Source organism: Arthrobacter sp. R-11, from assembly GCF_049913155.1.
Lineage (GTDB): Bacteria > Actinomycetota > Actinomycetes > Actinomycetales > Micrococcaceae > Arthrobacter.
Genome location: NZ_CP183979.1, coordinates 2,787,878 through 2,807,481, shown reverse-complemented (window position 1 = coordinate 2,807,481; position 19,604 = coordinate 2,787,878). Strand labels below are relative to the sequence as shown.

The 19,604-nt window shown below is 68.4% G+C and carries 18 protein-coding genes; 11 read left to right on the top strand and 7 right to left on the bottom strand.

Going from position 1 to position 19,604, the window contains the following annotated elements:
• Window positions 1-17 precede the first annotated feature (17 nt).
• Both rph and rdgB read left to right on the top strand, forming a co-directional pair.
• A complete protein-coding gene (gene rph / locus ACN9M4_RS12655) occupies window positions 18-776 on the top strand; it encodes a ribonuclease PH (RefSeq protein WP_426298383.1) in 759 nt (252 codons plus the stop codon).
• Window positions 773-1,405, top strand: coding sequence for an RdgB/HAM1 family non-canonical purine NTP pyrophosphatase (gene rdgB, locus ACN9M4_RS12650; RefSeq protein WP_426298381.1), 633 nt, complete (start codon window positions 773-775; stop codon window positions 1,403-1,405). Before rph ends, rdgB begins: the two co-directional genes overlap by 4 nt.
• Before the next feature lie 74 nt (window positions 1,406-1,479).
• Here rdgB and ACN9M4_RS12645 read toward each other — a convergent pair whose 3' ends face one another.
• The gene (locus ACN9M4_RS12645; RefSeq protein ID WP_426303466.1) at window positions 1,480-2,244 is read right to left on the bottom strand and encodes a DedA family protein; all 765 of its coding nucleotides are present in this window, start codon (window positions 2,242-2,244) and stop codon (window positions 1,480-1,482) included.
• Between the two features lie 95 nt (window positions 2,245-2,339).
• On the opposite strand from ACN9M4_RS12645, the gene ACN9M4_RS12640 reads away from it, so the two are divergent.
• Both ACN9M4_RS12640 and ACN9M4_RS12635 read left to right on the top strand, forming a co-directional pair.
• Window positions 2,340-3,377 carry an exonuclease domain-containing protein gene (locus ACN9M4_RS12640; protein ID WP_426298379.1) on the top strand — a complete coding sequence of 346 codons (1,038 nt, stop codon included), beginning with the start codon at window positions 2,340-2,342 and terminating at the stop codon, window positions 3,375-3,377.
• A 69-nt stretch (window positions 3,378-3,446) separates the two neighbouring features.
• Window positions 3,447-3,989 (top strand): DUF4395 domain-containing protein, encoded by a 543-nt coding sequence (locus ACN9M4_RS12635; RefSeq protein ID WP_426298377.1) that lies wholly within the window; start codon window positions 3,447-3,449, stop codon window positions 3,987-3,989.
• 54 nt (window positions 3,990-4,043) lie between these two features.
• Here the strand turns inward: ACN9M4_RS12635 and ACN9M4_RS12630 are convergent, their stop codons facing one another.
• Complete coding sequence (locus ACN9M4_RS12630) at window positions 4,044-5,144, bottom strand: ADP-ribosylglycohydrolase family protein (RefSeq protein ID WP_426298375.1); 1,101 nt, start codon at window positions 5,142-5,144, stop codon at window positions 4,044-4,046.
• A 126-nt stretch (window positions 5,145-5,270) separates the two neighbouring features.
• On the opposite strand from ACN9M4_RS12630, the gene ACN9M4_RS12625 reads away from it, so the two are divergent.
• The 6 genes from ACN9M4_RS12625 (at window position 5,271) to ACN9M4_RS12600 (ending at window position 13,024) form a co-directional block, all read left to right on the top strand.
• Entirely contained in the window at window positions 5,271-5,627 is a 357-nt protein-coding gene (locus tag ACN9M4_RS12625; protein ID WP_115789346.1) for a YidH family protein, read from the top strand.
• Window positions 5,624-5,989 (top strand): DUF202 domain-containing protein, encoded by a 366-nt coding sequence (locus ACN9M4_RS12620; RefSeq protein ID WP_426298373.1) that lies wholly within the window; start codon window positions 5,624-5,626, stop codon window positions 5,987-5,989. Before ACN9M4_RS12625 ends, ACN9M4_RS12620 begins: the two co-directional genes overlap by 4 nt.
• A 197-nt stretch (window positions 5,990-6,186) precedes the next feature.
• Window positions 6,187-7,146 carry an aquaporin gene (locus ACN9M4_RS12615; protein ID WP_426298371.1) on the top strand — a complete coding sequence of 320 codons (960 nt, stop codon included), beginning with the start codon at window positions 6,187-6,189 and terminating at the stop codon, window positions 7,144-7,146.
• Between the two features lie 101 nt (window positions 7,147-7,247).
• Complete coding sequence (locus tag ACN9M4_RS12610; protein WP_426298369.1) at window positions 7,248-8,459, top strand: exonuclease SbcCD subunit D; 1,212 nt, start codon at window positions 7,248-7,250, stop codon at window positions 8,457-8,459.
• A complete protein-coding gene (locus tag ACN9M4_RS12605; protein ID WP_426298367.1) occupies window positions 8,456-11,470 on the top strand; it encodes an AAA family ATPase in 3,015 nt (1,004 codons plus the stop codon). The genes ACN9M4_RS12610 and ACN9M4_RS12605 overlap by 4 nt, the downstream gene beginning before the upstream one ends.
• A gap of 72 nt (window positions 11,471-11,542) precedes the next feature.
• Complete coding sequence (locus ACN9M4_RS12600; RefSeq protein ID WP_426298365.1) at window positions 11,543-13,024, top strand: MFS transporter; 1,482 nt, start codon at window positions 11,543-11,545, stop codon at window positions 13,022-13,024.
• Here ACN9M4_RS12600 and ACN9M4_RS12595 read toward each other — a convergent pair.
• Both ACN9M4_RS12595 and ACN9M4_RS12590 read right to left on the bottom strand, forming a co-directional pair.
• Complete coding sequence (locus ACN9M4_RS12595) at window positions 13,021-13,980, bottom strand: helix-turn-helix domain-containing protein (protein ID WP_426298363.1); 960 nt, start codon at window positions 13,978-13,980, stop codon at window positions 13,021-13,023. The two genes, ACN9M4_RS12600 and ACN9M4_RS12595, sit on opposite strands and share 4 nt — an antisense overlap.
• A 165-nt stretch (window positions 13,981-14,145) precedes the next feature.
• Window positions 14,146-14,883 carry an IclR family transcriptional regulator gene (locus ACN9M4_RS12590; protein WP_426298361.1) on the bottom strand — a complete coding sequence of 246 codons (738 nt, stop codon included), beginning with the start codon at window positions 14,881-14,883 and terminating at the stop codon, window positions 14,146-14,148.
• 204 nt (window positions 14,884-15,087) lie between these two features.
• Between ACN9M4_RS12590 and ACN9M4_RS12585 the strand changes: the two genes are divergently transcribed.
• Window positions 15,088-16,419: an MFS transporter gene (locus ACN9M4_RS12585; RefSeq protein WP_426298359.1), complete on the top strand. Its 1,332-nt coding sequence runs from the start codon at window positions 15,088-15,090 to the stop codon at window positions 16,417-16,419.
• A 69-nt stretch (window positions 16,420-16,488) separates the two neighbouring features.
• Here the strand turns inward: ACN9M4_RS12585 and ACN9M4_RS12580 are convergent, their stop codons facing one another.
• From ACN9M4_RS12580 to ACN9M4_RS12570, 3 genes are all read right to left on the bottom strand, one after another.
• Window positions 16,489-17,142, bottom strand: a complete 654-nt coding sequence (locus ACN9M4_RS12580) for a phosphoribosyltransferase (protein ID WP_426303465.1) — start codon at window positions 17,140-17,142, stop codon at window positions 16,489-16,491.
• 69 nt (window positions 17,143-17,211) lie between these two features.
• Window positions 17,212-18,042 carry an alpha/beta fold hydrolase gene (locus ACN9M4_RS12575; RefSeq protein ID WP_426298357.1) on the bottom strand — a complete coding sequence of 277 codons (831 nt, stop codon included), beginning with the start codon at window positions 18,040-18,042 and terminating at the stop codon, window positions 17,212-17,214.
• 103 nt (window positions 18,043-18,145) lie between these two features.
• The gene (locus tag ACN9M4_RS12570) at window positions 18,146-19,540 is read right to left on the bottom strand and encodes an amino acid permease (RefSeq protein WP_426298355.1); all 1,395 of its coding nucleotides are present in this window, start codon (window positions 19,538-19,540) and stop codon (window positions 18,146-18,148) included.
• Window positions 19,541-19,604 lie beyond the last annotated feature (64 nt).

Sequence of the window (19,604 nt, the reverse complement as noted above, 5' to 3'; positions counted from 1 at the left end):
AACGATAAGCTGGAGGCATGACTTCAGAAGCCACCACTGCCCCCGTTGTTCGTGCCGACGGACGCGCCCCCGACCAGCTGAGGCCCATCAGCATCACCCGCGGCTGGTCCAAGCAGGCCGAAGGTTCCGCGCTGATCGAGTTCGGCAACACCAGGGTCCTGTGCACGGCTTCGCTGACCGAGGGCGTGCCGCGCTGGCTCAAGGGCGAAGGCCGCGGTTGGGTGACGGCCGAATACGCCATGCTTCCGCGCGCCACCAACACCCGTTCCGACCGTGAATCCGTCAAGGGCAGGATCGGCGGACGCACCCACGAGATCTCCCGGCTGATCGGCCGCTCGCTGCGTTCCATCATCGACACCAAGGCCCTGGGCGAGAACACGATCGTGCTGGACTGCGACGTCCTGCAGGCCGACGGCGGCACCCGCACCGCAGCTATCACCGGCGCCTATGTTGCGCTTGCGGAGTCCATCCGTTTTGCCCGCGAGAACAAGATCATTCCGGCATCCTCCCAGCCGCTGACGGACACCATTGCCGCCGTGTCCGTGGGCATCATCGACGGCGTGCCGATGCTCGACCTGCCGTATGTGGAAGACGTCCGCGCTGAAACCGACATGAACGTAGTGGTCACCGGTTCCGGAAAGTTCGTGGAGGTACAGGGCACCGCCGAGGGCGCGCCCTTCGACCGCGATGAACTCAACGCCCTGCTGGACCTCGCCTTGCTCGGTACCTCCCAGCTGGCCGCCATCCAGCGCGAGACCCTGGCGGAGGCCCCGTGAGCGGTCAGCCCCGCCTGGTCCTCGCCACCCACAACCAGGGCAAGCTGCGGGAACTGCGCGAACTGCTCCGCGGCCAGGTCCCCGGGCTCGACGTCGACACCCAGGTGGTCGACGCGGGCGCGGCGGGTGCCCCGGACGTTGTCGAAGACGGCGTGACCTTCGCCGAGAACTCGCTGCTGAAAGCCCGGGCCGTCGCCGAAGCGACCGGACTGGTGGCCATCGCCGACGACTCCGGCTTGGCCGTGGACGTCCTGGGCGGTGCGCCCGGAATCTTCTCCGCGCGTTGGTCAGGACGGCACGGTGACGACACCGCGAACCTGCAGCTCCTGCTGGCCCAGCTCTCCGATGTGCCGGACAGCCACCGCGGCGCCGCGTTCATCTGCGCCGCAGCGCTCGCCGTGCCCGGGGACGACGGCAGCGCCCGCGAGGTGGTCGAATACGGCCAGCTTGAAGGCACCCTGCTGCGCGAACCGCGCGGTGAGGGCGGTTTCGGCTATGACCCCATCCTGCAGCCCAGCGGCATGGACCGCAGCTGCGCGGAACTGAGCTCCGAGGAAAAGAACGCCATCAGCCACCGGGGCCACGCGTTCCGGGCACTCCTTCCGGCCATCGTCGATGCTCTGAAGTAGGGCGAAGAGCAAAGCAATGGCACCCTGCGGGGCAGGGTGCCATTGCTTTTGCGGGTTTTCGTAGGGCGCTGCGCTCAGCGCTCGTGGCGGGGGCCGCCGTCGTGCTCGTCAATGAACTCTTCCACCGGATCCGTGCCGTCGGCCGCGGCCCTGCGCTTGGCCAGGAAGCCGCGGAGCACCTCAATGCCCACCGGGATAACGGAGATCAGGACGATCACGATGAAGATGATGTCGAGGTTGTCGCGGACCCACGGGACGCGGTCGCCCAGCAGGAAGCCGAGCAGCGTGACGCCGCCGCCCCACAGGAGCGCGCCGATCACGTTGAAGATGAAGAACTTGCGCTTATCCATCTGCGCCACCCCGACAATCACGGGAACGAAGGTGCGGATGATCGGGACGAAGCGGGCCAGGATCAGGGCCTTGCCGCCGTGCTTTTCGAAGAAGGCGTGCGCGCTTTCCACGTTCTCGCGCTTGAACAGCCTGGAATCGGGCTTGTTGAAGATCGCGGGGCCGGCCTTGGAACCGATGAGGTAGCCGGTCTGGTTGCCGATGATCGCGGAGACGATGATCAGTGCCGCGAGGGCCCAGATGTTGAACTTGATGGTGTCGGTGGCCACCAGAAGGCCTGCGGTGAAGAGCATGGAATCACCCGGCAGGAAGAAGCCCACCAGCAGGCCGGTTTCGGCGAACACGATGCCGCAGACAAGCAGCACGACCCACGGGGCCAGGGCAGGATCGGCCAGGAAAACCTGGGGGTTCAGCCAGTCGGGGAGGATCGAGGCCATGTGGGGCTGTACGGGGCCGGCGCCTCCCAAGGTGGATACGGCAAAGTCGCTTATCGCAGAAAGGGTCACCTTTCAAGGGTACGTGACCGGCGGGTGTCGGAGCCTTGGGGTGGGCCGGCCGGCCCGGACTCTGCCTGTACCCTTGACAGGTGGCATTGGACTTTACGGCGATCGACTTCGAAACGGCCAACGGCTTCCGGGGATCACCGTGTTCGGTGGGGCTGAGCAAGGTACGGGGCGGCGTAGTGGTCGAAGAAGCGTCCTGGCTGATGCGTCCGCCGGAACACCATGACCACTTCGACTTCCACAACACGCGGATCCACGGCATCCGTGCCGAAGACGTGGCCGGGGCGCCGCGTTTCGGCGAGCTGTTCCCGGAAATCGCCGGCTTCATCGGTGACGACATCCTGGCCGCCCACAATGCGGCCTTCGACCTCGGCGTGATCCGTTCCGGCCTTGAGGTGTCCGGCCTGTCCGGCCCGGCCTACGACTACGTCTGCACGGTGATGCTGTCGCGCCGCTGCTATTCCCTGGTGTCCAACTCGCTTCCTTATGCGGCCGAGGAGGCCGGGGTGCCGCTGGTCAACCACCACGACGCCGCGGAGGACGCCCGGGCCTGTGCCGGCATCCTGGTCGACATCGCCCGCCGCAACCAGGCCAACAGCATTGCGGAGCTCTACCTTTCCCTCGGCCTGGCCGTTCCCACGCAACGAGCCATCCGGCCCGGGGACGCCCTGTCCAAGCAGACGCTCGCCGCGATCGCCGGGCGGGGGAGTGCCAGCGTGCTGGGTGCCGGATCGGCCAGGACCGCTGCGGCAGGAGGAAACGCCGTCGGGCTGTCCACACGGGGCTGGGGTGCCTGGCCGGAGGAAGGCCCCAACCCTCAGCCCAATCTTGCCGCGGAACCCGGCCACCCGCTGTTCGGGCAGACGGTGGTGTTCACGGGGGACCTCGCCATCGCAAGGCCCGAGGCCAAGCAGCGTGCCGCCGAAATGGGCGCGCGCCCCGAAAGCCGGGTGACCGGCAGGACCACGGTGCTGGTGGTGGGCGATGGTTTCGTTGCCGACGACCTGCGCAGCGGCAGGCTGACCGGCAAGGCGAAGCGCGTGCTTGAACTGCACGGCCGCGGCCAGCAGATCGAGGTGCTCTCCGAAGGGGAATTCCTGCAGATGGTGGGCGGCGCCTAGCGCTGCCGCTGGTTTCATACGGCGCAACAATGCTTCCCCTGCCGGGGCGGGCGTCCCTAGCCTTGAGCCATGGCGAAGCAGACCACGGCCCAGCAGGGCGCAGGCACCACCCGTAACCCGGGAACCACCCGTAGGGGCGGGATCTTTGCGTTCCCCAACCCTGTCAACGAATACGCGGCGCGGATCACCGCCGGGCTCGTCGTTGCGGCCGCGGTGGCGACCCTTGCCACCGGCTTCGGCCCCGGGCTGGTCCTGATCGCGGGCGGCTTCTGGCTCCGCGTGCTGTTCGGCCCGCGGATCTCACCGTTCGCCCTGTTGTCGGTCAAGGTCCTCGCACCGCGGATCGGGCGCGCAAAGCTTGTGCCGGGCCCGCCCAAGCGCTTCGCGCAGGGCATCGGCGCCGGCCTGGGCACCGTTGCGGCGGCCCTGTACTTCCTCGGCTTCGGCACGGCAGCCTGGGTCCTGCTGGGTCTGCTGATCGTGGCGGCCTCCCTCGAAGCCTTCCTTGGTTTCTGCCTGGGCTGCGCCATTTTCGGCCTGCTGCAGCGCCGGGGCATGATCCCCGCGGACATCTGCGAGGCGTGCAACAACATCGAGCTGCGCCGGCTCTGAGCCTGCTTAGCCTGGGCCCGTTCCGTCAGGGTTCCCTGGCCGGGCGAAGCGATGTCAGGGGCCGGCGGGGAGGGTGACGGCGATCAGCCGCTCGCCCATGCCGCGGATCAGTTCCGGTGCTTCCAGGGCGGCGAGCCAGTCGGCGGGCAGGGCTTCCTCGCCATACCGGGCACCCAGGATGTTCCCGGCGATGGACGCTGTCGAATCGCTGTCCCCGCTGTGGTTGAGCGCCAGCGCCACGGCCTGGCGGAAGTGAGCGGCAGGGTCCTGTCCGGCGCCCTGTTCCGTTGCCAGTACCGCATAGAGCCCGACGGCGAGGGCCTCTTCGGCGACCCAGCCCTCACCCAGCTGCCCCGTCAGTTCCTCCGGGCTGAGTGCGGCGCCCGACGGCAGCCTGAGCGCCGCTAGGTCGAGGGCTTGGCGCAGCCGCTTCACGAGCTCGGGGTCGGCATCGGGCCTGCGTTCAAGGAGCTCCAGGGCGTGCTGCGCGGCATCCTGGACCTCCGAGCCGCCCATGAGCCGGTGGATCAGCACGCTGAAGGCTCCTGCGCTCTGGCGAGCCGAGGGGTGGCCGTGCGTCAATGAGGCCGCATCGGAGCTGAGCTTGTAAACGGTGGCTTCACTGATGTGCGGGATGAGCCCGAACGGTGCCGAACGCATCACCGTGCCGCAGCCCTTGGACTCGGGGTTCACGGGACGGGCGACCGTTCCCATTTGGCCGCCGGCCAGTCCGCTCAGGCAGGCGTTGCCGGGGTGGCGCTGGTGCCGCAGGACCTCGTGGCCGTCGATCCAGCGGGGCTGGGGAGCCGGGGCCGAGGACGGGGTCTCCACGCCCTGGGTGGCGAGCCAGCGGAGGTAAGCCAGCCAGAGGCATGCGACCTCATCCGCGGCCACGCCATCGTTCGCCCATTCGAGCGCCTCCAACAACCCGTCGACGGTGTACAGGGTCATCTGGGTGTCGTCCGAAAAGTGGCTGCCGCCGTCGAGCTGTCCGAAGGAGGTGAGCCCCTCGGCGCCGAACCTGGCCCGGATGCTGTCGATCGGATCGAATTCGACGGCGTAGCCGAGGGAATCGCCCAGGGCGCCGCCCAGAAGGCAGCCCAGGATCCGGGACTGCGGGGTGGGCGCGGAGGAAGTCACAGGGGGAACGCTCATGCCTGTAAATCTACCGTGGCTGCGTAGGGTTCCGGACGCCCGTTCCCGCCCGGCCAGTCCGCGGCAGGTGGGCCGCGCGGGGAACGGATCGCGCTGGTACGGTGGCACGGGAAGAGGAGGACGCAGATGCGTGAGCCCGAATGGCGCAAGACCGGCAAGACCCCGGACTACCGTTTTTCACTGGCGAATGAACGGACTTTCCTCGCCTGGATCAGGACCTCCCTGGCACTGCTCGCCGGGGCGGTGGCGATCGACCAGCTGGCACCCGATATCGCACCGCGCACCGTGCGCATCGTGCTGTGCCTGGTGCTCGCCGTGGTGGGCGCCGGGCTCGCCTTCATGGCCTACCGCCGCTGGGGACTCATGGAGGCGGCCATGCGCCAGGACCAGGCACTGCCGTTCTCCCGCGTGCTGCTGTTCATGACCATCGTGGTGGCGGCGGCTGCCTTTGTCTTCGCGGTGCTGATCCTGGTGGCAAGGTGATCCTCGCGCCCCGGGATCCCGGCCTGCAGGCCGAACGGACCATGCTGTCCTGGCGCCGCACCCTGCTGACCCTGTTAGTGGCGGACCTGTTTGTCTGGCGCAGTTGGCTGGCGGCCGCAGCCGGCGACGGCGGAACTTCCGGCGCGTTCTACCAGGGCATCTGCGCGGCCGCGGCAGCCGCGGCAACCATCGTGCTGGGATGCGTCGTCTGGGCCCGCTCCCGTCAGTTGTCCGGCTCCCACGGATACAGTGCGGCGGCCGGCGCCGCCGCGGCACCGTCCGCCGCGACGATGCGGCTGTGCACCCTGGCCGTCCTGGTGCTGGGTGCCGCCGCGCTCGCAGCAGTGGCACTGGGGCACTAACGTTCGGCCCTTCCCAAACTCCGCAAGCTCAGTTCGGGCCCTCGTGTCCTCTCTTAGCATTCAGGAACTGCACAGAATCTGCTGGCAGGATGCTGGAGGCGAATGCCTCTCCCTGTTCCATTCCTGCCCCCGAACGGACCCCTGTCCGGCGGGCCGCCACCGGACAGGACACCCCCGATGCGAAGGATTTTCCCGAGATGACCTCAACTGTGTCCGCTTCCCGCCCCGGCAGCAGCCGCTTGCTTGCCCGGGCCGCCGCAGAGGCACTGGGAACCCTGTTCGTCGTCGTGATAGCACTCGGGGTTCCGGTCCTCACCCTGCCCCAGTCCAGCCCCCTTCCCGCGCCGCTGGCCGGCGGCCTGGCCGTCACAGCGGCGATGGTTGCCTTCGGCGCCTTGTCCGGAGGACACTTCAACCCGGCCATCACGGTGGGCAACATGGTCGCCGGCCGCACCCGCTTCGCCGATGGCCTGGCCTACCTCGCCGCCCAGCTGATCGGCGGCATCCTGGGGGCCTTCCTGCTCTTCGCCGTGATCCTTAGCATCCCGACGATCCCCGACAGCCGGGCCGCGTTCGACACCGTGGCCTCGGGCTTCGGCGAGCACTCCGTCATCCAGGCCTCCATGGCTGCAGCCCTCCTGCTTGAGGTCGTCGGAGCCGCCGTGCTGGTGGCTGTATATCTGGGTGCCGCATCGAGCAAGCATGCGGAGGGGCGGAAAGGCTCGGCCCTGGCTGCGCCGATCGCCGTCGGCCTGACCGTTGCGGTGCTCCTGCAACTCGGACAGTCCGTGGGCAACCTCGCGTTCAACCCCGTCCGTGCCACGGGCGCCGCACTCTTTTCGTCGGGCTGGGCTGTGGGCAGTCTGTGGCTGTTCTGGGTGGCCCCGCTGTTTGGCGCCGCCATCGCCGGCCTTGTGTTCCGCGCATTCGTGCTGTTTTCGGCTCCGGGTCCGGCCGCCGGTGCGGTTGATCCGGCTACGGCTTCCGCCGATGAGAACCTCCGGTCCGACGCCGGAACCGAGTCCGACGCCGGAACCGTGTCCGACGCCAGGACCGTGTCCGACGCCGGAACGGAGCAGGACGACGCGGCGGCTGCTCCCGCCGCCCCGGCCAAGCGGGACGAAGCCCGCGACTTCTTCGACGGCAAGCGGGACTGAACAGGACTTAGAGGGGCGACACACCGCAGTGGAGCACCCCGTTGCGCCGTGTCGGCGGGCCGCTGGCCAATAATGTCGGTGCCGCCCCCTAGCTTGGAAACATGAGGCTTCTTCACACATCGGACTGGCATCTGGGCCGTTCCTTCCACGGCGTCGGGATGCTCGATGCCCAGCGGGGGATCATCGACCAGCTCGTAGAGTTCGTCCGCGAGCAGTCCGTGGACGTGGTGTTGATTGCCGGCGACGTCTACGACCGTGCCTTGCCCGGCCTGGACGTCGTCAAGCTGCTGGACGACGCCCTGGTCGGGATCACTGGAGCCGGTGCGAAGGTGGTGCTCACCAGCGGAAACCACGATTCCGCCATCCGGCTCGGCTTCGCCTCACGCCTGCTCGAGCGCGGGGGAGTCCACCTGCGTACCCGGATCGAAGACCTTGATTCTCCGGTGCTGTTTTCCCTGGGGGAGCAGGGTGCACAGGCAGTCAGCGCCGAGGCCCCCACCGGCGCAGAGGAATCCGGGCCGTTGCTGGCGGTCTACGGAATCCCCTACCTTGAGCCGCGGCTCGTGGCTGGAAAACTGGAGGCAGCTGCCAATCATTTCGACGTGACCGAGGCAGCCTTGCAGAGGATCCGGACGGACCTTGCAACGCGGAACGGCTCCGCCACGGTGCACGCGGTGGTCCTCGCCCACACCTTCGCTAGCGGCGGGATCAGCTCGGACAGCGAACGTGAATTGAGCATCGGCGGGCTCGGCGCCGTACCCCTGGACCTTTTCGAAGGATTCGCCTACACCGCTTTGGGCCATCTCCACGGCCGCCAGGAGCTGGCGCCGAACGTCCGCTACTCCGGCTCACCCTTGGCCTACTCATTCTCCGAAGCCAGGCACCGGAAGGGTGCCTGGCTTGTCGACATCGGACCGGACGGTGCAACGGACGTTTCCGAGGTCCTTTGGCGTGCCCCGCGCGAGCTCGCCGTCCTCCGCGGCCGGCTGGCGGAGCTCCTTGAATCCCCCGAACATGCGTGGGCCGAGACCGCCTACTGCCAGGTCACTCTGACCGACCCCGTGCGTCCGCCCCAGGCCATGGAACGGCTGAGGGCACGTTTCCCGGACACCCTTGTTCTCGGATTCGAGCCCGAAGGCAGAACGGAAAAAGGCAAAGCAAGCTACAGCAGCCGCCTGGCGGAGGCCCAGGACGACCTCGGGGTGTGCTGCGGTTTCCTGGACCATGTCCGCGGGCGCTCCGCTGACGTACGGGAAACAGCTGTTCTTCGCGAAGCACTGGAAGCAGTCCGCCTGGAAGGAGCCGAGCTGTGAGGATCCACCGCCTGGAAATCGAAGCCTTCGGTCCCTTTGCCGAAGTCCAGTCCATCGACTTCGACCACCTCGGTGCCCAGGGGCTGTTCCTCCTGAACGGCGCTACCGGCGCGGGGAAGACCAGCGTCCTGGACGCCATCTGCTTTGCACTCTACGGATCGGTGCCGGGTGCCCGTCAGGAGGGCAAACGCCTGCGCAGCGACCATGCCGATCCGGCGTCAGAGCCGCGTGTGCTCTGCGAATTCTCGGCCCGTGGACGGCATTTTGAGGTCACCCGATCCCCGGCCTGGGACCGCCCCAGTGCTCGTGGGCGCAAAGGCTTCACCACCCAGCAGGCAAAGACCCTCCTCCGCGAATTCGTGGCTGGTTCGTGGGAAGAGAAGTCTTCCCGCAACGATGAAGCCGGAGCGGAAATCACGGAGCTGCTGGGCATGGACCGTGAACAGTTCACCAGGGTGGTCATGCTTCCCCAAGGTGATTTCGCGGCGTTCCTGCGGTCCAAGGCAAGCGACCGCCTGGCCCTGCTGCAGAAACTATTCGGTACAGCCCGCTTCGAGGCCCTAGAACAGCAACTCGCCTGCCAGGCGCAGGACGCCCGGGCCGTGGTTGAATCGGAAGAGGGCGGCCTTCTTTTGCTGATGCAGCGTGCGGAAGCGGAGTTCGCCGAGCTTGGAACTGCGACGGCGGAACCGGCGGTCTCTGACGATGCTTCCGGGACTGCGCCGGAGCGCAGGCTCGAGGCAATGGAAGACGCCGCACGCACCGAGCTGGCAGCGCGCCGCCAGGCCGCGGGAGCGGCAGAGGCAGCGAGCCTGCAACTCGCGGACAGGCTCCAGGCCGCGCAGGAACGCAGCCAGCGCCATGCCAGGCTCCAGGCCGCCACCCTGCGCCGCGAGGCACTGCTCGCGGAAGCGGACGCCGTCCACCAGTCCCGGGAACGGCTCGGCCGCCATGCGAAGGCCACAGTGCTCAGCGGGCACATGGACGCTCTGGACAGGGCGGCGGCCGCGCGTTCCGCCGCGGCCGCCGCACTGGTAGCGGCCCGGGAACGGCTTCGGGCAGGATCCGGGGACTGCGGCGATCCCGTCGTAGCGCTGGCCGGGGTTCAGGAACAGCTTGCCGTCCTGGACGCCCGGGTTCCGGACGAACAGAGGCTGCGGGAGATTGCGGCGCGCCTTGAAGCACTCGACGCCGGGAAGGCGCGGCGGGAGGCCGACGTCGGGCTCCGGAACACGGAGCTGTTTTCCCTCCGGGAAGAAGCAGCGGACCTGGCCGCGCGGCTCGCCCCCCTGGAAAGCGAGGCTGCAACGCTCGATCGCCGCGAACAGGAGGCAGCCGCCGCCGCTGTCCTGGTGGAAACCATCGGCTGGTACGCCCGGGCCCTGCAGGACGTGTCATCCGCAGCCGGCCGGCACAGCGCCGCCCGGGAAAAGTCCCTGGAGCTGAAGCAACACTGGCTCGAGTTGCGCGAACTGCGGTTGCTGAACGCGGCCGCCGAACTGGCGGACAAACTGGAACACGGGGAATCCTGCCCGGTCTGCGGCAGCCGGGAGCACCCGCAGCCGGCCGAGGCGGCCCTTTCCGGCCTTGCCATGGCGGACGAGGAAAAGACCGCTCACGAGCGCTTCGAAGCGAGCGAACTGCACCTCCAGACCCTTGCGGCAGAACTTGCCGCGGCCGAACAGCAGCTCGCCGTCCTCGCGGGCCAAGGAGGAGACCGCGATCCTGAGGAGGTCCTCGGCCAGCTTGCCTCGGCGCGGGAGTCCCTGGCCGGGGCGCGCGCCGCGGCGTCGGAACTCGCCGGCGTGCGGGCAGCGATCGAACGGCTTGGCGCCGCAATCGCCGGGGCGGAGCAGGATCTGGCCCGTGCCGCGACCGAGGCCGCACAGGAGAAATCCACTGCGGCCGCCCTGCGCGAGCAGCACGCGGAACTGGAAGCCACACTAGGCGCCCTGCGCGGCGGGTTCGACACCCTGGCGTCCCGCATCGCGGCCCTGACTGAGGAACGTACCCTCCTTCAAGGGGTGGTATCGGCAGCGCAGCAGGTGGAACGGACCGAAGAGTCGTGTGCGGATGCCGGCCGGGCACTCGCGCAGGCGTTGCCCCTGGCCGGTTTCGCCTCGGCGGAGGCTGCGCGCCGCGAACTGCTGGATGAGGCGGAATCAGCACGGCTCGAACGGCAGGTCCGGGAAGCAGATGAGGAAAGTGCCCGGGTGGCCGAGCTTTTCGAATCGGAAGACCTCGTGCTGGCGGGCAAGGAAGTGCAGGTGGGCGAGCTCCCGCTGAGCACTGAAGGAATATCGGAGCTGGCGCAGGAAGCGCGGCGCACCGCGGAGTCCGCCCGCGGCCTGGACCTTGCCGCAGGCCTGGCCGCCCGCACCGTCGAGTCTTTGGCTTCGCTCCGGTCCAGCTACCTCGCCGCGGCGGACGCGATCCGGGGGCCCCGTGAGCGGGCGAGGCTCCTCGGCAACCTGGCGGACACCGCACGCGGGGCAGGCGACAACAGCTACAGAATGAGCCTCAACAGTTATGTGCTGGCCGCCCGGCTTGAGCAGGTTGCCGACGCCGCGTCCGAACGCCTGGTGGCGATGAGCGACGGCCGCTACACACTCCGGCATACCGACGCCCGGGCTGCCCGCGGGCAGAAGTCGGGCCTTGGCCTTGAGGTCGTTGACGAATGGACCGGCCAGCACCGGGACACCGCCACCCTTTCCGGCGGCGAGTCCTTCATGGCGTCGCTGTCCCTGGCGTTGGGGCTCGCGGACGTTGTGCAGCAGGAGGCCGGCGGGGTGGACATCGAGACGCTCTTCGTCGATGAGGGATTCGGCAGCCTCGACGAGCAGGCCCTGGAACAGGTCATGGACGCCCTCGAAGGATTGCGCGACGGCGGCCGGGTGGTAGGCCTGGTGAGCCACGTCGCGGAAATGAAACAGCGGATCGCCAGCCAGCTGCAGGTCGAGAAGGGCCGGAACGGTTCCACGGTGCGGGTGCTGGAGGCGGACGTCCGGTAGAATGGCCGGGTTACACCGGGTCGCGCGCATCGGGAGGAGGGACGATGCGCACCTCTTAGCGAACCCGGAAATATGAACCCCCTGCCTTCCCAGCACGCGGCGGCCAATGGTGCCGCCCCATCTTCAGCGGCCGCGCCCCCAGCGGCCGCATCCACCAACGGAACGGCCGCCCAGGCCCGCCGCTCCCGCCTGCCGGGGCGCTTCGCGCGCCTCCCGGAACTCGCCGGCCCCGGATTCCTGCCCATCGCGCTCTTTGCCCGCCTGCCCTTGGCGATGCTCACGGTCGGGACCCTCACCCTCGCGACGGCGGTGAGCCACTCGTACGCGGTCGGCGGGCTCGCTGCCGGCGCTGTCGGCATCGGCTCAGCCGTCGGCGCGCCGGTGCTCGGTGCCCTCGCGGACCGTGCCGGGCAACGCGCCGTCCTGCTCCTTGCCGCGGCGGTCAACACCCTGGCCGTCGTTGCCCTGATCCTCGCGGCCTACCTCACACCTGCCTTTGGCACTCCGGCCGACGCAGCCGCGGTGGTCATCACGGCCTTCCTTTCCGGCGCCAGCTGCCCCCAGGTCGGTCCGATGGCCCGCGTGCGCTGGATGGCCCTCACCACCCGCGACCTGGCCGCCACGGATCCGGCTAGAACCACCGGCGGACCCGCCGGGGAGCGCGGACCCGGCCGTACCTCCGGCAGCGTCGCCACCCGGCGTGCCGAGCTGGACACTGCGTTGTCCTACGAGGGCACGGCGGACGAACTCACCTTCGTCCTCGGCCCCGCCCTGGTCGGTCTGCTGGCAAGCATCTTCGTGCCCTGGCTCCCGCTGGCGCTTGCAGCCGGCCTCACGGCGACCCTCGTTCCGGCCTTTGCCGTGCACCCTTCACATCTGGCCGTGGTGCCTGCGCGGCGCAAGGCGGAGGCCGGCGTCGGGCAGCACCCGGAAATGAAGCACCCGACGCGGGCCGGGGCGTTCGCCTGGCTCAAGGTGATGGTGGCCGTGCTCGCGATGATTTGCATGGGCACCTTCTTCGGCTCCCTGCAGAACGCGCTGAGCGCCTTTTCCGCCCAGTTCGCGACGGCGGAGATCGCCGGCCTCATGTACGCCGTCATGGGCCTGAGCTCGGCCGTTGCCGCCCTTTCGGTGGCCTACTGGCCGCAGCGTTTCGGACTCACGGCCCGCTGGATTTCCGCTGCTGTGCTGATGGCGGCGCTTTCGCTGCTGCTGTTCCTGCCGTCCGGAATCTGGCCGATGGTGGCGGTCCTGCTGGTGCTCGGCATCCCGGTGGGGCCGGTGATGGTCACGGTATTCAATATCGGCGGGCTGGTTGCGCCGGCAGGCCGCATGGCTACGGTCATGACTGCCCTGGCCAGCGGAATCGTCGCCGGCACGGCGCTGGGTGCCTTCCTGGCCGGGCAGATGGCGCAGAGCCAAGGCTTCACGGCCGCCTTTGTGGTCTCCCTGGCATCAGCCGCAGCCCTTGCCATGCTTGGTGCGTCCGCCGCTGTGCTGCTGCGGCGCGGCAGGGCGGCGCAGGCCGACGGCGGCCGGAGGCCGGGAGCCTAGCCCTCGTTGCGGTATCCGGTGGGGGAGTTGCCGAACGCGGCCCGGAAGATCCGGCTGAAATGCGCGGCGTCGGTGAATCCCCAGCGGGCCGCGATGGCGGTGACCGGCCGGTTTGCCAGCACGGGGTCGCGCAGGTCGCGGCGGCAGCGTTCCAGGCGCCGCTGCCGGATGGAAGCGGCCACAGTGGTGCCGATTTCCTGGAACAGGTCGTGCAGGTGCCGGGTGGAAATGTAGTGGGCCGCGGCGATTGATCCGGGGCCCAGCGTGGGGTCCCCGAGGTTGGCCTCGATATAGTCGTGGATCCGGCTGAGCAGCAGGAAATGGGGATCGCGGCCGGTGTCCACCAACTGGTCCAGTTCGCCGTTGAACAGCGTGGTGACCAGGTCCAGTGCGTTGTGGGCAAGCCGCAGGCCATTGGTCCCGGAGAGTGCTTCGAGGTTGTCTGCAAGCCGGACCAGGAACGGGCTGATGAGTTCCCCCAGGCCCTCGTCGCCGGGCATCCGCAACGCCGTCACGTGCTCCATCGCCCCGGCCGGAAGGTCCAGCTGCTCGTGCGGGAACATCAGCACCAGGCTGCGGAAATCGCCGTCGAAGCGCAGTTCGTACGGCCGTGAGGTGTCGTAGATGGCGAGGTCTCCGGCGGCCAGGACCGCCTCGCGCTCGTCCTGGATCAGTGTTCCGGTGCCGGTGAGCTGGATGCTGAGCTTGAAGTAACGGGTCTCGGATTTGGCGATCAGCGCCGGGGTGCGCACCACTGTGTGCCGCCCCGCCGTCACCTCCACCACGGAGATGTTGCCCAGCACCCGGGACCGCATGGTTCCGTGGAACCCAGTTGCCCCGTTGTCCCGGACCATCAGCGGCACGAAGGACTTCGAAATGGCACGGCTCCAGTCCTGGAAACTGTCTGCCACGACGGTGTGCACTGCGGAGGCGCCGGTTTCGGCCACGGCAGTCATGGAACTCCTTCGAACGGCCCCGATGTGCGCCGGCGGCCCTTTGGGAACGGGAACCGGCGGGTGTGAGCTTGCCCGCAATTCTACACTTGCAGCCGCGCGGGCCGGCCACGGCGGGACGCTACCGCCTGATGCCGGATGCGGGCCGTGCAAGACCCGTGAGGCGGTTCAGGAAAGCTGGCTTTCGATCCGCGCCGCGCTTGCCGCGAGTGCCTGGCCGACGGCGGCCTCGTCCTGGTCGCGCCGGATGTAGACGACGGCGATCGCGGCCGGGCGGCCGCCCGGAACATGAATGGGCGCGGCCAGCGAGGAAAGCCCCTCGATGACCTCATCGTGGCTTGCCGCGTAGCCGAGCCGCCGGGCATCGGCGGCCTCGGCGCGGTAGGGCAGCCCGGGCGCGAGGGCGGTCCACTGCTCGGGACTCATGGTCGACTGGATTGCGATTCCCGGGGCCCCGACGTTCGCGGGATGCCGTGTGCCGGGGTGCTGGACCAGGGTCGCGGCCGAATGGCGCGGCTCCACTGTCACCAACGTGACGCAGTCCTGGTGGTCCCAGACGGCGACGAAGGCGGTCATGTTGTAGGTGTTGGCAAGCTGCGTGAGTTCGGGAAGGGCCGCCATCTGCAGGTTGCGGGAGACGCCCCGTGCGAGGACAGCCAGGCCGGGCCCCGGCTGCACCCGGCCGGCGTCGTCGCGGACCAGCAGCGAGTGGTCCTCCAAGGTGCGCAGGATGCGGTACGCCACGGAGCGGTGCACGCCGAGGGCCGCGGCGAGCTCCGCGATCGTAAGGGAACGTTCGGCGGCCGCCAGGATCTCGAGTGCCTGGATGCCGCGCGACAGGGTCTGCGACGGCGACACCGTCGCTGCGGTGTCGTTCCGGCTGCTCGCGGCGTTGGGAGACGTCATGGGCTCCATCCTATGGCCGCCGCCCGTGCAATGGCGGTCCGTGAACCGCGGCCGGAAGGCCACCGGGTTCCCGGCGGGCAAGTCCAGGCGCTGACCGGCGTGTTGCAAATCACAGCGTATGTAGTACGCTATTCCAACTGACCGTTCTGTCGGTAATTCAAGCCCGGCGTCCGGCCTCCCCGCACCCCCATCATCGGAGTTCCAATGACTGCAACTTCCTCTGTCGATGCCTCAACGGGCCCCAGCAGCAAGCGTGAAGAACGCAGGGTGCTTGCCGGAACCCTGGTAGGCACCACCATCGAGTGGTACGACTTCTTCATCTTCGCCCAGCTCACGGCGACCCTTCTGGGCCCGCTGTTCCTCACGCCGCTGAACGAGTCCAATCCGGGCCTGGCGCAGATCCTGTCGTTCGCCACCATCGGCATCAGCTTCCTGTTCCGCCCCCTCGGCGCCTTCGTGGCAGGCCACCTCGGTGACCGCCTGGGCCGCAAGGCAGTGCTCGTCATGACCCTCGTCTTGATGGGAGCGGCCACGGCCCTCATCGGCCTGCTGCCCGGCTACAGTGCTATCGGGGCCTGGGCTCCGGTGCTGCTCATCGCCCTGCGCGTCATGCAGGGCTTCTCCGCTGGCGGCGAATGGGGCGGCGCCGCCCTGATGGCAGTGGAACATGCGCCGGTCTCCAAGCGCGGCCTGTTCGGCGCCTATCCGCAGATCGGCGTGCCTATCGGCATGATCCTGGCAACGGGCTTGCTGACCATGCTCAAGTCCGGGATGTCCGAGGCCGACTTCACCGGCTGGGGCTGGCGCGTCCCGTTCCTGCTCTCCGTGGTGCTGATCGTGGTGGGTTACCTGATCCGCCGGGCTGTCGGTGAAAGCCCTGTGTTCAAGGAGATCGCCCAGCGCAAGGCCGAAAGCCGGGCGCCGCTGGGCGAGCTGTTCCGCGGGCACTCCAAGGAAGTGGTGCTGGCCGCACTGATCTTCATCGCCAACAACGCCGCCGGCTACCTGCTGATTGCCTTCTTCATCTCCTACGCCAACAAGACCCTCAAGATGCCGTCCGCCCAGGTGCTGATGGCTACCACACTGGCCTCCTTCGGCTGGCTCATCTTTACCCTGGTGGGCGGCTGGCTATCGGACAAGATCGGCCGCGTGAAGACCTTCCTGGCCGGCTACGCGATCGTGTTCGCATGGATGATCCCGATGTTCGCCTTGATCGACGCCAAGGACATCGTGCTCTACGGAACCGCACTCTTCGTCCTCACCATTGGCCTTGGCTTGTCCTACGGCCCGATGTCCGCGATGTACGCCGAGATGTTCCCGGCCCAGGTCCGCTACTCGGGCATCTCCATCGGCTACGCCCTGGGCTCGGTCCTTGGCGGGGCTTTCGCGCCCATGATCGCCCAGGCCCTCCTGGACAACACCAAGTGGTCCGGCTCCGTGGGCATCTACATCATGGTGCTGTGCGTGATCTCCGGAACGGGCGTGGTGCTCGCAAAGGAAACCAGGGGCCGGCCCCTCGGATTCAGTGCCCACTGACAGCAGGGCGACAGCGCAAGGGGTGCGGACCGCAGGCGGTCCGCACCCCTTGCGCAAGGACCGCACAGGCTAGCCGGCTTCTTGGAGGAGCTTCACGGCGTCGTCGTCGCTCAACTGCTCGAAATGCTCATAAAAGGAACCCACCGCGCGGAACTTACCGGGAGTGTAAAGGGAAAAGGCGAAGTCGCAGGCCCTGGCGATCGACGCCTGCGCCTCAAGCGAGGCGACCGGGACCGCGGCGACGACGGCGGCGGGACTGCCGGCCCGGACGCCCTCGATGGCCGCACGCATGGTGGCCCCGGTGGCCAGGCCGTCATCGACCAGCACCACGGTCTTGCCCGCGACGTTGAAGCCCACCCGCGGATAGCTGTCCACCCGGCGGAGCAGTTCGGTGCGCTCGCGGTCCTCGACGGCGTCCAATGACTCCCGGCTGATGCCGTGCCGGAGCATGCGGTCCAGCAGCGGGCGGTTGAGGATGCGGACGATCCTGCCGTTGGACCAGGCCAAGGCCCCGAACGCGGTCTCGTCGCGGCCCGGAATGCCGAGCTTGCGCACAAGCACCGCGCCATAGGGCTGGTATAGGGCGGCGGCGGCAGCAGCGGCCACGGGAATCCCGCCCCGGGCCAAGCCGAGCAGGATGGTGTCCGGGCGCTCCCGGAGTTGCGGAAGCGCGGCGGCCAGGCGGTGCCCGGCCTCCGTACGGTCCTTGAAGCGCATGCCCATCAGTCCCACTTCCACGTAATCCGGCGCTGAAGCAAGCCTATCGAAACCCGCTGCCGGAGAGCCTTCCGCTCAGACGCCGAGGAAGCCGATGGCGGCGTCCTTGAATGCGCGGCTGGTGACGGCGTTGCTGTGGTTCCGGCCGGGGATGAGCAACTGCTCGGCCATGCTGCCGGAACGGGCCGCAATCGCGGCCAGCTCCGGCAGGGTGGCGGCCCGTTCGTCCTTTTCGCCTGCAACCAGCAGGACCGGCATATGGGGTGCAGCCTCGGCAGGGTCGAACGGTTCGCCCTTGATGGCCTCGATGAGGGACAGCAGGGCGAAGAGGTCGTTGCTCGGCAGCAGTTGGGCCATCTTGAGCAGCTCCGCCGTGGACTCGTCCCCGATCGGCGTGCCGTCGGCGAGGTGCCGCTGGGCCGCCGCGAGGTCGAAGGCTGCCAGGGGATCTTCCTTGTTCGGCCCGCCGAGCACCAGCCGGTGGACCAGCTCCGGCTGGGTGGCACCGAATTCCCAGGCGAGCCGGGAACCCAGCGAGTAGCCCACCACGTCCAGGCCGCTGGAAGGATCGCCGTCGCGCAACGGGCGCGCGCCGGCGTCGGACACGATCTGCAGTAGATCCGCGCGGATCCTGCTGGGGGTGTAGGAATCCAGGTCCTCGGGCGAGCCGCTGCGTCCGTGCCCGGGCAGATCCACCACGATGATCCGGCGCCCGGCGCCCTGCAGTGCCGTGACCCAGCCGGTGTCGGACCAGTTGAGCTTGCCTGAGGAAGAGAAGCCGTGGATCAGCAGGACCGGGCGGAGGCCGGCATCCTTGCCTTCGGCGGGCTCATGGATCTCGACGAACAAGCCCGGGTCGGTGCCTTCCACGGTGTGGTGGAGTTCTCCTGTGTGCCTGCCCGTCATGGCCTCAGTCCTCATCATGTACGGCGCCCAGGCGTACCCGGCGCTTCGGTGCGTCTTCTGCTGGAACAGTGCCCACGATACTCCCGAACGAGGGTAAGCCGCGTCAGTTTGCGTGGCTTGTTGCCCGTGAGGATTTGACCCGTTCGCCCACCCGGCAGGCGACGGCGATGCCCGCAATCAGCAGGGAGGTGGCCACCAGTTGTCCGGCGCTCTCCGGGTTGGAGAAACCGACGGTGAAGACGATGCCCAGCAGCACCAGGCCGAAGACCGTGAGGGCGGGGAAGCCCTTCATGCGCAGAGGCAGTTCGGTGCCCTCGCGGTCGGCCCGGCGGCGCAGGATGAGCTGCGAGATCAGGGCGCTGCCCCAGACCACCAGGCAGGTGGAGCCCACCAGGTTGAGGAGGGCGGGCAGGACCTTGTCCGGGAAGAGCAGTTCGAGCACCGTGGCGATGAAGCCGAAAGCAACCGAAACCCCGACGGCGGCCATCGGCACCTGCTTGCCGCGCAGGCGCGAAAGGAAGGCCGGGGCCTCGCCGCGTTCGGAAAGCGAGAACACCATCCGGGAGGCCCCGTAGAGGTTGGCATTCAGCGCCGAAAGCAACGCGACGACGGCGACGAGGGTGATTGCGGTTCCGGCGCCAGGGATGCCGGCCAGGTCCAGGACGCCGGCGAACGGCGACTTGAGGCCCTCGGAGCCGGTGGGAAGGACGGCGGCGATGACGAAGACGGAGCCGATGTAGAACACCAGGATGCGCCATAGCACGGTGCGGATTGCCTGGCCGACGCTGCGCACCGGGTCTTCGGTCTCGGCTGCGGCGACGCTGACGATCTCGGTACCGCCAAAGGCGAAGATGACCACGAAGAGGGCGGCGGCGATGCCGCCCCAGCCGGCGGGGGCGAAGTTGCCCGTGATGTTTCCAAAGCCTGGAGAGGTGGTTCCTGGGAGCCAGCCGAAGAGCAGCGCCGCGCCTACCAGGAGGAACACGACGATCGCGGCGACTTTCAGGATGGCGAACCAGAACTCGAATTCACCGAAGCTGCGGACACCCACCAGGTTGATCGCGGTGAAGATGGTCATGAAAACCAGGGCAAGCACCCAGGCCGGGAGGACGGGCCATACCGAGAACAGGAGGCCGGCAGCGCCGAGCGCCTCGGCAGCAATGACGACCACCAACTGCAGCCACCACAGCCAGCCCACGGTGGAGCCGGCGGTCTTTCCCATGGCCTTTTCGGCGTAGACGGAGAAGGCGCCGCTGTTGGGGTTCGCCGCCGCCATCTCCCCCAAGGCCCACATCACCAGGATGATCAGGGTGCCGGCCACGAGATACGAGACCAGAACGGCGGGCCCCGCGGCCTGTACGCCGGCGCCTGAACCCAGGAACAGTCCCGCGCCGATTGCGCTGCCCAGGCCCATCATGGTGAGCTGGCGCGGTTTCATCGCATGGCCGAGGCCGGTCGAAGGAGTGGATGGGATAACACCAGTGGACTTCGTTGTCATTCGTGTATGCCTTGTTTTCCTCGGATTGTGTACTTGCCCTTATGGGACTTATCGAATTTACCGC

Bases quoted from the DNA above. Each gene is read 5' to 3' on its own strand.
- rph (WP_426298383.1), top strand. From the start codon at position 18: ATGACTTCAGAAGCCACCACTGCCCCCGTTGTTCGTGCCGACGGACGC.
- ACN9M4_RS12585 (WP_426298359.1), top strand. From the start codon at position 15,088: ATGACTGCAACTTCCTCTGTCGATGCCTCAACGGGCCCCAGCAGCAAG.
- ACN9M4_RS12595 (WP_426298363.1), bottom strand. From the start codon at position 13,980: ATGACTGCCGTGGCCGAAACCGGCGCCTCCGCAGTGCACACCGTCGTG.
- ACN9M4_RS12635 (WP_426298377.1), top strand. From the start codon at position 3,447: ATGGCGAAGCAGACCACGGCCCAGCAGGGCGCAGGCACCACCCGTAAC.
- ACN9M4_RS12610 (WP_426298369.1), top strand. From the start codon at position 7,248: ATGAGGCTTCTTCACACATCGGACTGGCATCTGGGCCGTTCCTTCCAC.
- ACN9M4_RS12580 (WP_426303465.1), bottom strand. From the start codon at position 17,142: ATGGGCATGCGCTTCAAGGACCGTACGGAGGCCGGGCACCGCCTGGCC.
- ACN9M4_RS12590 (WP_426298361.1), bottom strand. From the start codon at position 14,883: ATGACGTCTCCCAACGCCGCGAGCAGCCGGAACGACACCGCAGCGACG.
- ACN9M4_RS12600 (WP_426298365.1), top strand. From the start codon at position 11,543: ATGAACCCCCTGCCTTCCCAGCACGCGGCGGCCAATGGTGCCGCCCCA.
- ACN9M4_RS12625 (WP_115789346.1), top strand. From the start codon at position 5,271: ATGCGTGAGCCCGAATGGCGCAAGACCGGCAAGACCCCGGACTACCGT.
- ACN9M4_RS12630 (WP_426298375.1), bottom strand. From the start codon at position 5,144: ATGAGCGTTCCCCCTGTGACTTCCTCCGCGCCCACCCCGCAGTCCCGG.
- ACN9M4_RS12575 (WP_426298357.1), bottom strand. From the start codon at position 18,042: ATGACGGGCAGGCACACAGGAGAACTCCACCACACCGTGGAAGGCACC.
- ACN9M4_RS12615 (WP_426298371.1), top strand. From the start codon at position 6,187: ATGACCTCAACTGTGTCCGCTTCCCGCCCCGGCAGCAGCCGCTTGCTT.
- ACN9M4_RS12570 (WP_426298355.1), bottom strand. From the start codon at position 19,540: ATGACAACGAAGTCCACTGGTGTTATCCCATCCACTCCTTCGACCGGC.